A 12518-nucleotide genomic window follows, 5' to 3' on the forward strand; every position below is an offset into this window, starting at 1 on the left:
CAGCCAGTTTCACGTGAAACAGGGAGTGACATGACACCCTCCGTGCGGACAGCCGGGGACCTCGCGGCCGACCGGCCGCGCTTCGACGAGTCCACGCCGATGGCGCGGGCGATCGAGCGCCAGATGCTGGTGCGACAGGGCCGTCGGTACGGCGATCCCATGCCGCGCCCGGGCTCGACGCGGGTGATGGTGGTGGCGAACCAGAAGGGCGGCGTCGGCAAGACCACGACGACGGTGAACCTGGGGGTGGCGCTGGCCCAGCACGGCCTGCGCGTGCTGCTCATCGACCTCGACCCGCAGGGCAACGCGTCGACCGCGATGTCGGTCGAGCACCACCGCGGTGTCGCGTCGTCGTACGACGTGCTGGTGGACGAGGTGCCGCTCGCCGACGTGGTGCAGGCCCACCACGAGATCCCTGGTCTCTACGTCGTCCCGGCGACCATCGACCTCGCGGGTGCCGAGATCGAGCTGGTCAGCCTGCCGGCCCGCGAGCAGCGACTCCGCCAGGCGCTCGCCGCCCACCCGCTCGTCGACGGTGACGGTGAGGACCGCTACGACTACGTGCTGGTCGACTGCCCGCCCTCGCTGGGACTGCTGACCCTGAACGCGCTCGTCGCCGGGGCCGAGATGCTGATCCCGATCCAGGCGGAGTACTACGCCCTCGAGGGCCTCGGCCAGCTGCTCGAGACCGTCGAGATGGTGCGCGCCCACCTCAACGACCGGCTCGTGGTGAGCACCATCCTGCTGACGATGTTCGACGCGCGCACCAACCTGGCCGCCGGCGTCGCCTCGGAGGTGCGCGAGCACTTCGGCGACCAGGTGCTGCGCACGGCGATCCCGCGCTCGGTCCGTGTCTCGGAGGCGCCGAGCTACGGCCAGAGCGTGATGGCCTACGACCCCGGCTCCCCGGGTGCCTTGTCCTACCTCGAGGCCGCGCGCGAGGTCGCGCTGCGCGGCGCACCCACCGGAGGAGCCCGATGAGCGGTCACCAGCCCGTACGCCGCGGACTGGGGCGCGGTCTCGGCTCGCTGATCCCCACGGCACCCCCGGAGGCGGCGCCGGCTCCCCCCGTCGAGGCGACCGAGTCGGTCAGCGACTCCTCGGTCCCCGGTGATCCGATCGTCGAGACCGCAGGTCAGGCGGCTGAGGAGGTCACCACGCCGGCTGGGGCCTACTTCGCCGAGATCGACGTCGACGCGATCGTGCCCAACCCGCGCCAGCCCCGCCAGGTCTTCGAGGAGGAGGCGATGGCCGAGCTGGTGCACTCGGTCAGCGAGGTCGGGCTGCTCCAGCCCGTCGTCGTGCGCCGCACCGGCGACGCGTCGTACGAGCTGATCATGGGGGAGCGCCGCTGGCGTGCCACCCGCGAGGCCGGCCACGCCACCATCCCGGCAATCGTGCGGCAGACCGAGGACGACGACCTGCTGCGCGACGCGCTGCTGGAGAACCTCCACCGCTCGCAGCTCAACCCGCTCGAGGAGGCTGCGGCGTACCGCCAGCTGCTCGACGACTTCGGCTGCACCCATGACGAGCTGGCCACGCGCCTGGGTCGCAGCCGCCCGCAGGTCAGCAACACGCTGCGGCTGCTCAACCTCTCGCCCGCGGTGCAGCGCCGCGTCGGCGCCGGCGTGCTCAGCGCCGGCCACGCCCGCGCCCTGCTCGGCGTCACCGACGCTGGCGTCCAGGACCGGCTCGCCGGCCGGGTCGTCGCCGAGGGCATCTCGGTCCGCGGTCTGGAGGAGATCGTCGCGGTCGGCGACCACGGCTCCGACGACTCCTCACCCACGGTGCGCCCATCGCGTCCGTCGGCCCCCGGTCTCAGCGAGCTCGGCGACCGCCTCGGCGACCGTCTCGAGACCCGCGTCAAGGTGGCGCTGGGTCGCTCCAAGGGTCGGATCACCATCGAGTTCGCCTCCCTGGCCGACCTCGAGCGCATCGTCTCGGTCATCGACCCACGCAACCGGGACGACCGCCCCATCTGAGCCGTCGGCCCCTCCGAGTCGTCGACCGCCCGTGCGTCATACGAGGTGGTCGCTAGGACGACCGGTCCGTATGACGTCCGCGGGTCCGTCATGCCTGGTGGCTGTCTCAGCGACCGCGGCGTATGACGTCCGACCCGCCCGTGAGCGGGACGTCATCGCAAGTGTGGCCTGGAGGCCACGATCGTGATGACGTACGCCTCCCGAGTCGTTGACCGGCCGGTGCGTCATACGAGGTGGTCGCTGGGACGACCGGTCCGTATGACGCCCGGGGGTCCGTCATGCGTGGTGGCGGTCCCGGCGACCGCGGCGTATGACGTCCCACCTCCCCAGGGGCGGGACGTCATGCGAAGTGTGGTCTGGAGGCCACGATCCTGATGACGTACGGCCCCTCGACAGCGGCGGAACCACGAGAGCCGCTCACCCGCAGCCACCCAGCCTCGCTCAGATCGCCGCTCCCAGAACGACATGTCGACAAAGCGACGAGTCGGTCAATCTCTGAAGTGACATGTCGCCGGTTCCCCGTGAAACATCACGCCTCCCGCGCCGCCTTCCGAGCCGCGCGAGCCGCCTTCTCCTCGGCCTCGAGACGCAGCGCCTCCTCCGGCGTGGGGGCGGAGCCGCCGCGCGAGGCGGGGAGCCACCACGAGCCCGGGGGCTGCTCGGCGGCGGGGTAGGCGTCGACGGCCTCGCCGACCAGACGCGAGAGCCGTGCGTGCAGCTCGAGGGTGTCGGCGGCGGGGTCGGTGCCGGTGGGGTGCATCGGCTCGCCCACCCGGATGCCGATGGTCTTGCCGCGGGAGAAGTCGCGCGGGTGGTCCTTGGTCATCAGACGCTGGGTGCCCCACAGCGCCACTGGGACGAGCGGTACGCCGGCCTCGGCCGCGATCCGAGCCGCGCCGGTCTTGAGCTCCTTGACCTCGAAGGAGCGCGAGATGGTCGCCTCCGGGAAGATCCCGACGACCTCGCCCGCCTCGAGGTAGCGCAGCGCCTCCTCCAGCGATCCGGCGCCGTCGCCGCGGTCGACGGGGATGTGGTGCATCGAGCGCATCACCGGGCCGCCGAGGGGGTGGTCGAAGACCTCCTTCTTGGCCATGAACCGCACCAGCCGGCCGGAGTCCTGCGCCGCCAGCCCGCCCAGCACGAAGTCGATGTAGCCGACGTGGTTGAAGGCCAGTAGCGCGCCCCCGGTGCGCGGGACGTGGTGCGTGCCCTCCATCTGGAACGACAGGCCGAGCACCCGGAACAGGGTCTTGGCGGTGAGGACGATGGGCGGGTAGGTGAGGTCGCGCACCGGGGCATCGTGCCACGCGTCGGATCCGGGCGGGCGACCTGCGAGACTCCGGTCATGCGCCCGATCGTCCAGAGCCGAAAGCTGCAGCACGTCCGGTACGACGTACGCGGACCCATCCTGGTGGAGGCCCAGCGCCTCGAGGCCGAGGGTCACAAGATCCTCAAGCTCAACATCGGCAACCCGGCCCCGTTCGGCTTCGAGGCCCCCGAGGCGATCGTGGCCGACATGGTGCACAACCTGCCCGAGGCCCAGGGCTACTCCGACTCGCGCGGCATCTACTCCGCCCGCACGGCCGTCTCGCAGTACTACCAGTCCCGGGGCCTGCGCGAGACCGGCGTCGACGACGTCTTCATCGGCAACGGCGTCTCCGAGCTGATCTCGCTGGTGCTCCAGGCCTTCCTCGACGACGGCAACGAGGTGCTGGTGCCGGCGCCGGACTACCCGCTGTGGACGGGCGCGGTCTCGCTGTGCGGGGGCACGCCGGTCCACTACCGCTGCGACGAGGAGAACGGCTGGGACCCCGACCTGGCCGACATCGAGGCCAAGATCACCGAGAACACGCAGGCGCTGGTGATCATCAACCCCAACAACCCGACGGGGGCGGTCTACAGCGAGGAGACCGTCAAGGGACTCGTCGACATCGCCCGGCGCCACCAGCTCGTCGTCTTCTCCGACGAGATCTACGAGAAGATCCTCTTCGACGACGCGGTCCACCACCACACCGCGGCGTACGCCGGTGACGACGTGCTCTGCCTGACCTTCTCGGGGCTCTCCAAGGCCTACCGGGTCTGCGGCTACCGCGCCGGCTGGGTGATGATCTCGGGCCCCAAGCACGTGGCCGAGAGCTTCCTGGAGGGCCTGACGCTGCTGGCCAACATGCGCATGTGCGCCAACGTGCCGGCACAGCACGCCATCCAGACGGCGCTGGGCGGCTACCAGTCGATCAACGAGTACATCGGCCCCGGCGGCCGCTTCTACGAGCAGTCCAAGACTGCGTCGCGACTGCTCAACGAGATCGAGGGCGTCAGCTGCGTGGAGCCACGGGGGGCGCTGTACTGCTTCCCCCGTCTCGACCCCGAGGTCTACCCGATCGTCGACGACGAGCAGTTCGTGATCGACCTGCTGCGCGCCAAGAAGATCCTGGTCACCCACGGCACCGGCTTCAACTGGTTCGCCCCCGACCACTTCCGGCTGGTGACGCTGCCCGACCTCGACACCCTCACCGAGGCGATCGGCCGGATCTCGGAGTTCCTGGCCACCCAGCGGGCCTGAGCCCGGCCTAGGGTGGCCCCATGGGCCGCAAGACCGAGCGCCTCACCCTCGACCACCTGCCGCTGCTCCCCGGCGGGTCGGGCACCTGCCTGGCGTGGGAGCTCGATCCCGTACGCCGCCGCGCGGCCCGGGGGCACGAGGCCGAGGAGAAGGCGGCCTGGGTGACGACCGTGCTCCGCGAGTGGGGCTCGTGCGGACGGGTGGTGCTGGTCGACGGCGAGGTGGTCGGTCACGTGCTGTGGGCGCCGCCGGCGTACGTCCCGGGCACCGCGGGGTTCGCCACCGCGCCCGTCAGCAGCGACGCGGTGGTGCTGACCGAGCTGCACGTCGACCCCGCCCACCGCGGCGGCGGGCTGGGCCGGATGCTCGTGCAGGGCGTGGCCAAGGACCTGGTGCGCGGGCGGCTGGGCTCGGGCGGGCGCTCGGCGGTGCGCGCGGTGGAGACCTTCGGCGACAGCAGCAGCCACGGCGGCGACCGGGGCGCCGACCGGGGTGACGGGCACGACTGCCTGGTGCCGACGGCGTTCTGGTTGGCCGTGGGGTTCTCCACGCAGCGCGCGCACGCGCTGCACCCGCGGATGCGGATGGACCTGCGCACCACGCTGAGCCTGCGCGAGGAGCTCGAGAAGGGCCTCGAGCGACTGCTCGGGCCCGTCGGCTCGCAGCCTCAGACGGCGTCGAGGACGACCGGGTCCTCGCACGCGCGGGCGAAGGCCGCGATGCGGGCCCGGATCTCGCGGCCCAGGAGCCACTGACCGATCGGCTCGGCGACGGGCCGCAGCACCTCGGGCTGGACGGCGTAGGTGTACTTCCACACCGCCCGGGTGCCGGCCACGCCGTGGCGGGTCTCGGGCACGAACCGCCAACCGCCGCCGAAGGAGGCGAAGAACCACGGGCCGCGCACCATCGTCATGCCGACCGACGTCGGCGGGCGGTAGGACACGTAGCGGCTGACCATCGTCGGCCCCACGCGCGCCTTGGTCACCGTCTCGACGCCCTTGGCCGGGCGGTCGGCGCCGACGAGGTGCTGGTGGCGGATGAAGGGGTCCCAGCGCAGCCGGACCTCACCGGTGGTCTGGCTGACGGCGAAGGCCAGCTCGGGCGGCACCGGCACCCACGCCTCGGCGGTCACCTGGGGCATCAGGCCCGACCCGCGCCCTGCTCGAAGCTGTCGCGCAGCTCGCGCACGTCGAGCACGCCGGTCGCGGCGTCGACGTCGGGGGAGAGGTAGAACCGCTGCACCGCCACCACCACCGCCGCGGCCAGCACGTCGCGGTGGGCGGGGTCCTCCAGCCGGGCCAGGTCGCCGGCGTGGGTGCGGTAGCCCGCGTCGAGGTGCACCGCGGGCATCCGGGTGCGGCGCAGCAGGTCCCAGGTCTTGGGGTGGCAGCGCAGGTCGACGGCGCCGGTGCGGGCGACGACCTCGCGCTGCACCAGGCCGGCCAGGCGCTCCCCGGCCGAGGACCAGGTCTGCGGGTCGGCGTCGCCGAAGAAGTACGCCGCGACGCCGCACGCGTCCGGGTTGTCCGAGGAGTCCAGCGCCAGCGAGACCACCAGGTCGGCACCGGCCCGGTTGGCGAACGCCGCGCGCTCGGCCTCGTCGCGCGGGTGCGCCGCCCAGCGCGGGGTGGTGAGGTAGGCCTGGACGCCGATCGCGACCAGCCGGCCCTCGATGCGGGCGGCGAGGTCGTGCAGGATCGGCTCGCCCGAGGTCACGTCGACCACGACGGTCTTGCCGCCGAGGTGGGGACCGGACTCGCGGATCCACTCCTCGGCGCGCATCGCGTTGGGGGCACCGCCGCTGACCAGCGGCCGCAGCCGGGCCAGGGCCTTGAGGGTGGCCGGGCCGCAGGTGCCGTCGGGCGGGATGCCGAAGTTGCGCTGGAACTCGCGCACGCCGGCCTCGGTCTCGGTGCCGAAGTAGCCGTCGAGCCGGCCCACGGTGAAGCCGAGGTCGAGCAGCCGGCTCTGCAGCGCGTAGACGTCGTCGCCCGCGACCAGGTTGCCGGGCCGGTGGGTCAGGATCCGGTCGCCGAGCCGCCAGCGCGCCTCGTCGAGGCGGCGGAAGGTGGAGGGTCCGACGCGTCCGTCGACGGTCAGGCCGCGCTGCTGCTGGAAGGCGCGGACCGCGAGCTCGACCCGGTCGTCGTACGACGAGGGCCCGGCGACGCCGTCCGGCGCCTCCAGCAGTCCCAGCCCGGTGAGCAGGCTGATGACCTGGGAGACGGCGGGACCGGCGTCACCGGGCCGCAAGGTCGTCTCCACCCGGACGACTGTAGTGGCAGCGTCCGGGGGAGTCGGTGAGGCGGGTGCTGCGGATCAGATGAAGTCCGCGAGCTCCTTGAGCAGCGCCGACTTGGGGCGGGCGCCCACGATCTGCTTCACGACCTCGCCGTTCTTGTAGACGTTGAGGGTCGGGATGCCGGTGACGCGGTAGGTCGAGGGGGTCACGGGGTTCTCGTCGACGTTGAGCTTGACGAAGGTGACCTTCTCGCCGTGCTCGGCGTTGAGCTCGTCGAGGATCGGGCCCACCTGGCGGCACGGACCGCACCACTCCGCCCAGAAGTCGACGAGCACGGGCTTGTCGCTCTTCAGGACCTCGGCCTCGAAGGTGTCGTCGGTGACGGCGTTCAGGTTGGACATGGGTGCTCCATTCATCGAGAAGACTCGTGGTGTGCGGGTGTGGTGTCCCAACCCCGCGGGGGGTGGATTTCTTCCGGGACCGTTCGGGTCAGAGGCCCGCGCCGACGGTGGCGGCGCCGGCCGAGGTGATCTCGGCGAAGTCGAGGTCGGCCAGGAAGCGCTCGGCGTCGAGCGCGGCCGCGCAGCCGGTGCCGGCGGCGGTGATGGCCTGGCGGTAGACGTGGTCGACCAGGTCGCCGCAGGCGAAGACGCCGGAGACGTTGGTCTTGGTGCCGGGGGCGTCGACGAGCACGTAGCCCTCGTCGTCGAGCCGGACCTGGCCGTGCAGCAGCTCCGAGCGGGGGTCGTGGCCGATGGCGACGAACAGCCCGGTGGCGTCGAGGTGGCGCTCCTCGCCGGTCTCGGTGTCGCGCAGCGTCACGCCGGTGACCTTGTCCTCGCCGTGGATGGCGCTGACCTCGGAGTTCCAGGCGAACTCGATCTTGGGGTCGGCGAAGGCCCGCTCCTGCATGATCTTGGACGCGCGCAGCTCGCCGCGACGGTGGATCAGGGTGACCTTGGAGCCGAAGCGCGAGAGGAAGGTCGCCTCCTCGATCGCGGAGTCGCCACCGCCGACCACGGCGATGTGCTGCTCGCGGAAGAAGAAGCCGTCGCAGGTCGCGCACCACGAGACGCCGTGGCCCGAGAGCCGGTCCTCGTCGGGGATGCCGAGCTTGCGGTAGCCCGAGCCGGTGGCCAGGATCACCGCGCGGGCGGTGAAGGTGCCCTCCTCGGTGCGGACGATCTTGGTCTCGCCGGTCAGGTCGAGCTCGATGACGTCGTCGGCGACCAGCTCGGCGCCGAAGCGCTCGGCCTGGGCGCGCATCTCGTCCATCAGCTGCGGGCCCTGGATGCCGTCGCGGAAGCCGGGGAAGTTCTCGACCTCGGTGGTGTTCATCAGCGCCCCGCCGGCGGTGACCGAGCCCTCGAAGACGAGGGGGGCCAGGTTGGCGCGCGCGGCGTACGTCGCGGCGGTGTAACCGGCCGGGCCGGACCCGACGATGATCACGTTGCGGGTCTCGCTGGTCTCGCTCACTGCACTGCTCCAGAGGGGTTCGAGGATGCGTCGGGGATGAGAACGCATCCTAGGCAGGGCTTGTTCCGGAGCGCGGGCGTGCGCGTCAGGTGAGGCTGACGAGGTGCGTGAGGTCGTCGTCGGGCAGCGCCGGCTCGGCCGTGGCCTCGACCTTCATCGAGACCAGGTCGGTGCGCCCGGACTGCGTGGTGAGGAACGCGGTGTCGGAGGCGTCGCGGCCGGTGGCGATGCGGACGAGGGTGGGTCGGGGCGCCAGCGTGGTGGCATCCACGACGCGCCACCGGCCGTCGATCGCGGCCTCGACCACCGCGTGGAAGTCCATGGGCGACAGGCCCGGCGCGTAGACCGAGACCAGGCGGGCAGGCACGTTGCGGGCCCGCAGCATGGCGATGACGAGGTGGGCGAAGTCGCGGCACACGCCCTGGCGGGCCAGCAGCGTCTGGGTGGCGCCGTCGGTGGGTCGGCTGGAGCCGCTGACGTAGTAGAGCTGGGTGCCGACCCAGGAGCTGACGGCGTCGAGCAGGGCCTTGCCGTCCAGCTGCGCGAACTGCGCCCAGGCGGTGGGGCCGAGCTCGTCGGACTCGGCGTAGCGGCTGGGGCGGCGGTAGACGATGTCGTCCACCGGGTCGACGGTCGCGGGCTCGGCGCGGCCGGTGACCAGGGCGTCGTACGACATCACCAGGCGGCCGACGGGCGCGGTGCAGACGTGGAGCCGGCCGCCGTCGGCGACCTCGTGCTCCACGACCTCGACGGGCTGGTCGTCGACGGTGACGGTGAGCGTCTCCTCGGCGAGCTCGGGGCCGGCGGCGACGGCCACCGACCACACCAGCTGGGCCTCCTCGCGCACCTCGAGCTCGACGCGGCTGCGGACGTGGCGACGCGGGGGCGCGGGCTGGCTCATGCCCCCAGTGTTCCGGTCAGGAGGGGGGTGTGGCGACCCGGGTGCGGGCGAGCACCCGCGAGGCGTCGCAGCTCCACGCCTCCACCACCCGCCGGCCGTCGCGGGCGGGGCGCCCGACCAGCACCGCGGGCTCGCCGTCGAGGGTGACCGAGCGCAGCGTGCCGCGACCGGGCGGGGGCGCGCAGCCGGCGCGCAGGGTCGAGCGGGCGGTGCTGTCGTCCTCCTGGGCCGCGACCGGGGCCTGCAGCGCGGCGGCCGCCTGGCCGCTGAAGCCGTCACGGGTCAGCGCGGGCACCGCGGCTGCCGCCTCCTCGCTGGTCCCGCCGGCGTCGGCGCTCGACCCGGCGCTGCTGCTGGTCCCCGCGTCCTGGCCACGGACGAGGGTGGCCGCGGCGACGCCCCCCGCGCCGAGCACGACGACCACGGCCGCGGCGACGAGAAGGTCGCGGCGGCGCCGACGGGTGGCGGCTCGGCTGCTGGTGGGTCGGCTGGTGGGTCGGCTCGTGAGTCGGGCGGGGACCTCGGTGCGCGACGGGGCGCCGAGGGCGGCCAGGGTGGCGTCGAGGCGGGCGGCGACGTCGTCGGGCACGGGGCCCGGCGGGTGGGAGCCGCCGCTGCCGAGGTCGGCGAGCAGGGCCCGGACGCGGTCCTGCTCGGCGGGGTCGTGCTGATCGTCGTGCTCGTCGTCGGGCTTGTCGGGGCCGGTCATCGGGGGTCACCTCCTCGGTGGTGGGACGCGGGCGGGGACGGCGGGGTTCCGGGCGGGCGGTCCTCGCCCAGCAGGGCGGCGAGCCGGGCGCGGCCGCGGGCGCACCGGCTCTTCACGGTGCCGACCGGCACCTCGAGGATCTCGGCCACCTCGGCCAGGGGGCGGCCCTCCATGTCGACCAGCACCAGGCACGCCCGCTGCTCGGGCGGCAGCGTGGCCAGCGCCGCGAGCACCCGGTCGCGGGTCTCGTGGGCCAGCACGACCTCCTCGGGGCCGGGCACCGGGTCGTGGCGGGCGGCTCCCGGCGGCGGCCGCTCGCCCAGGTCGTCGGGCAGCGGGTCGGCGGCCCGGACCCGGGAGCGGCGGATCCGGTCGAGGCAGGCGTTGACGACGATGCGGTGCAGCCAGGTGGTGACGGCCGCCTCGCCCCGGTAGGTCGCCGCCTTGCGGTGGGCGGCCACCAGCGCGTCCTGGAGGGCGTCGGCCGCCTCCTCGCGGTGGCCGGTGGTCCGCAGCGCGACCGCCCACAGCCGGTCGCGGTGGCGTCCGACGAGCTCGGCGAAGGCGGTCGGGTCGCCGTCGACGTGGGCGCGCAGCAGCGCCCGGTCGTCCCTCGCCGCGGGGTCGGGGGCCGGGTCGGCGGCGGGGCCGTTCACCCCCGGCTCACGACCGGACCGCGATCTCGGAGATCGCGCCCTGGTAGCCGCCGTCGGCGGGCGGCAGCTCGGTCAGCCACACCAGCAGGTAGCGGGTGGTGGGCCGGGAGTCGAGCCGCACGGCCGCCCGGGCGGGGGCGGCGTCACGGGTGGCGACCTCCTCCATGTCGGAGACGGCGGTGGGGAACGAGGTGGCGCCGCGGGGTGCGGCGTACACCGAGAAGGAGGTGGGGCTGGTGGCGAACCGGACGACGACCGAGCCGACCTCGCGGTCCTCGCCGAGGTCGAGCATCAGCCCGACGCCGTCCTTGAGGCCGCCGAGGTCGGGGCGGTTGCGGTAGGTCACGGTGGTCCACGCGGTGGCGGGGTCCCCGTCGATCGCGGCGGGGGCCTCCTCGGGATTCTCGTCGGACGGGTCGCCCTCGGGGTCGAAGTCCTCGACCGAGGCCACCTCGAGCCGCTGGCTCGGGGTCTGCGAGGCCTGGGTCGGGTCGTCGTCGCCCCCGGTCAGGCCGCTGAGCACGCTGCCGTCCTGGCGACCCAGGGTGAAGGCGACGGCCATGGCGACCAGGGTCACCAGCACCACGCCGATCACCACGGCGGTGCGCAGCCAGCCGCGACCCTCGTGGCCGTTGCCCTGGGCCGGCGCCGGGTCGGTGTCGGTGAACAGCCAGCTCTCGGGCCCGGCGTCGCCGCCGCCGTGGGTGGCGGTGTGGTGGGAGCCGGTGTGGTGGGATCCCGTCTGGTGCGAGCCCGTCTGGTGCGAGCCCGTGCCGGCGTCCCAGCGCTCGGTGGGCTCGAGCGCGGCCGCGGCGCCCGCCGGGACGCGGCGCTCGGTGGTGGAGAACAGCGGCCGCTCGGGGGAGTCCTCGAAGGGCGGCGGGGGCGGCACCACGTCGGGTGCCTGCATCGGGCGCAGCGAGTCGGGGCTCTCCAGCGGCTCGCGGTGCAGGGCGGTGTGCTCCATCGCGGGGCCGGGGCGGCTGTCGGGCACGGCCGCGGACAGCTGGGTGGCCTCGGGGTCGTCGGGGTCGTTCTCCGGGTGGTCCTCCGGGTCGGGCACCGCCCGGGTCGGCTCGTCGTCGGTCGCGCTCGGGGCCGGGACGGCCACGGTCGGCTCGTCGTGCATCGCGGCCAGGGCCACCGGCTCGACGGCGCCGACGCCGCCGGTGAAGTCGGCCAGCGCGGCGGCGACCTCGTGGGCGGTGGTCAGGTGGACGTGGTGGGAGCCCTCGGGCTGCAGCACCTGGTCGCAGATGGCGTCGAGGACCCGGGGCACGCCGGCCCGCACCTGGCGGGGGCGCAGCGGGCGGTGGGACTCCCGCGGCGCGGCCGGCACCGAGGAGGGGGCGACGCCGGGCCAGCGCCCGGTCAGCGAGGCGAACAGCAGTCCGCCGAGGTTGATGACGTCGGCGCGGCGCTCGTCGAGGGCGCCGTAGACGGGGTCGTCGGTCACGGGCGGATCCAGGCTGGCGTCGACGACGTAGCCGATGAGCTTGACGCTCCCGGCGTGCGTGACGAGCACGGCCTCGGGGTTGAGCCGGCCGTGGGCGACGCCCTGGCGGTGGCCCGCGGCGACGGCCTCGGCGACCTCGCGGGTCAGCCACGCGGCCCGCTCGGGGGCGAGCACGCCGCGCTGCAGCATCAGGTCGAGCGAGAGCCCGGCGCCCCACTCGTTGACCACCCAGGCCAGCTCGCCGTCGTCGTCGGCGTCGAGCACCCGCAGCAGGTGGGAGTCGTTGACGGTGGCCGAGAGCCGGGCGGCCTCCATGAGGGAGCGGGCACGGGGGTCCTCGCTCGGCACCGCGTGGATGGCCACCGACCGGGCCAGGACGGTGTCGGTCGCCCGCCAGAAGTGCGCCCCGGCGTGCTCGGTGAGCAGGTCCTCGAAGCGGTAGCGGCCCGCGAGGAGGGTGCCGGCGCCGTGGCTTCCGGTGGTCACGACACTCCTCTCGCGGCGGACGGGTCTGGGTGCGCCGCTGCCCATCG

Annotated in this window: 13 protein-coding genes; 4 read left to right on the forward strand and 9 right to left on the reverse strand. The window is 73.8% G+C overall.

The window, feature by feature from the left end; genetic code table 11:
- Positions 1-42: 42 nt before the first annotated feature.
- Positions 43-981 (forward strand): ParA family protein, encoded by a 939-nt coding sequence (locus tag ASG49_RS14395; RefSeq protein WP_304437960.1) that lies wholly within the window; start codon positions 43-45, stop codon positions 979-981.
- Positions 978-1982: a ParB/RepB/Spo0J family partition protein gene (locus ASG49_RS14400; protein WP_056542999.1), complete on the forward strand. Its 1005-nt coding sequence runs from the start codon at positions 978-980 to the stop codon at positions 1980-1982. Before ASG49_RS14395 ends, ASG49_RS14400 begins: the two co-directional genes overlap by 4 nt.
- Before the next feature lie 529 nt (positions 1983-2511).
- Here the strand turns inward: ASG49_RS14400 and ASG49_RS14405 are convergent.
- The gene (locus tag ASG49_RS14405) at positions 2512-3273 is read right to left on the reverse strand and encodes a 1-acyl-sn-glycerol-3-phosphate acyltransferase (protein ID WP_056543001.1); all 762 of its coding nucleotides are present in this window, start codon (positions 3271-3273) and stop codon (positions 2512-2514) included.
- A gap of 54 nt (positions 3274-3327) precedes the next feature.
- Here ASG49_RS14405 and ASG49_RS14410 point away from each other — a divergent pair, with 54 nt between their 5' ends.
- Positions 3328-4545 (forward strand): pyridoxal phosphate-dependent aminotransferase, encoded by a 1218-nt coding sequence (locus ASG49_RS14410; protein ID WP_056543003.1) that lies wholly within the window; start codon positions 3328-3330, stop codon positions 4543-4545.
- A gap of 20 nt (positions 4546-4565) precedes the next feature.
- The gene (locus ASG49_RS14415) at positions 4566-5300 is read left to right on the forward strand and encodes a GNAT family N-acetyltransferase (protein WP_056543005.1); all 735 of its coding nucleotides are present in this window, start codon (positions 4566-4568) and stop codon (positions 5298-5300) included.
- Here ASG49_RS14415 and ASG49_RS14420 read toward each other — a convergent pair.
- The 8 genes from ASG49_RS14420 to ASG49_RS14455 all read right to left on the reverse strand — a co-directional run bounded on the left by ASG49_RS14420 (position 5213) and on the right by ASG49_RS14455 (position 12471).
- The gene (locus ASG49_RS14420) at positions 5213-5686 is read right to left on the reverse strand and encodes an SRPBCC family protein (RefSeq protein ID WP_056543008.1); all 474 of its coding nucleotides are present in this window, start codon (positions 5684-5686) and stop codon (positions 5213-5215) included. The genes ASG49_RS14415 and ASG49_RS14420 overlap by 88 nt on opposite strands.
- Positions 5686-6810 carry an N-acetylmuramoyl-L-alanine amidase gene (locus tag ASG49_RS14425; protein ID WP_156384352.1) on the reverse strand — a complete coding sequence of 375 codons (1125 nt, stop codon included), beginning with the start codon at positions 6808-6810 and terminating at the stop codon, positions 5686-5688. The genes ASG49_RS14420 and ASG49_RS14425 overlap by 1 nt, the downstream gene beginning before the upstream one ends.
- 54 nt (positions 6811-6864) lie before the next feature.
- Positions 6865-7188, reverse strand: coding sequence for a thioredoxin (trxA, locus tag ASG49_RS14430; protein ID WP_056543009.1), 324 nt, complete (start codon positions 7186-7188; stop codon positions 6865-6867).
- 88 nt (positions 7189-7276) lie between these two features.
- On the reverse strand, positions 7277-8263 hold the full coding sequence (gene trxB / locus ASG49_RS14435; protein WP_235562098.1) for a thioredoxin-disulfide reductase: 987 nt from the start codon (positions 8261-8263) through the stop codon (positions 7277-7279).
- A gap of 85 nt (positions 8264-8348) precedes the next feature.
- A complete protein-coding gene (locus ASG49_RS14440) occupies positions 8349-9164 on the reverse strand; it encodes a transglutaminase family protein (RefSeq protein WP_056543014.1) in 816 nt (271 codons plus the stop codon).
- Positions 9165-9180: 16 nt separating this feature from the next.
- A complete protein-coding gene (locus ASG49_RS18700; RefSeq protein ID WP_156384353.1) occupies positions 9181-9873 on the reverse strand; it encodes a hypothetical protein in 693 nt (230 codons plus the stop codon).
- Entirely contained in the window at positions 9870-10529 is a 660-nt protein-coding gene (gene sigM / locus ASG49_RS14450) for an RNA polymerase sigma factor SigM (RefSeq protein ID WP_156384354.1), read from the reverse strand. Before sigM ends, ASG49_RS18700 begins: the two co-directional genes overlap by 4 nt.
- A gap of 7 nt (positions 10530-10536) precedes the next feature.
- Complete coding sequence (locus ASG49_RS14455; protein WP_056543018.1) at positions 10537-12471, reverse strand: protein kinase family protein; 1935 nt, start codon at positions 12469-12471, stop codon at positions 10537-10539.
- Positions 12472-12518: the final 47 nt, after the last annotated feature.

It is taken from the genome of Marmoricola sp. Leaf446, from assembly GCF_001424755.1.
Taxonomy (GTDB): Bacteria; Actinomycetota; Actinomycetes; order Propionibacteriales; family Nocardioidaceae; genus Marmoricola.

Excerpts from the sequence above, each read along its gene's own strand:
- ASG49_RS14400 (WP_056542999.1), top strand. The coding sequence starts at position 978 with ATGAGCGGTCACCAGCCCGTACGCCGCGGACTGGGGCGCGGTCTCGGC.
- trxA (WP_056543009.1), bottom strand. The coding sequence starts at position 7,188 with ATGTCCAACCTGAACGCCGTCACCGACGACACCTTCGAGGCCGAGGTC.
- ASG49_RS14440 (WP_056543014.1), bottom strand. The coding sequence starts at position 9,164 with ATGAGCCAGCCCGCGCCCCCGCGTCGCCACGTCCGCAGCCGCGTCGAG.
- ASG49_RS14415 (WP_056543005.1), top strand. The coding sequence starts at position 4,566 with ATGGGCCGCAAGACCGAGCGCCTCACCCTCGACCACCTGCCGCTGCTC.
- ASG49_RS18700 (WP_156384353.1), bottom strand. The coding sequence starts at position 9,873 with ATGACCGGCCCCGACAAGCCCGACGACGAGCACGACGATCAGCACGAC.
- ASG49_RS14410 (WP_056543003.1), top strand. The coding sequence starts at position 3,328 with ATGCGCCCGATCGTCCAGAGCCGAAAGCTGCAGCACGTCCGGTACGAC.
- ASG49_RS14420 (WP_056543008.1), bottom strand. The coding sequence starts at position 5,686 with ATGCCCCAGGTGACCGCCGAGGCGTGGGTGCCGGTGCCGCCCGAGCTG.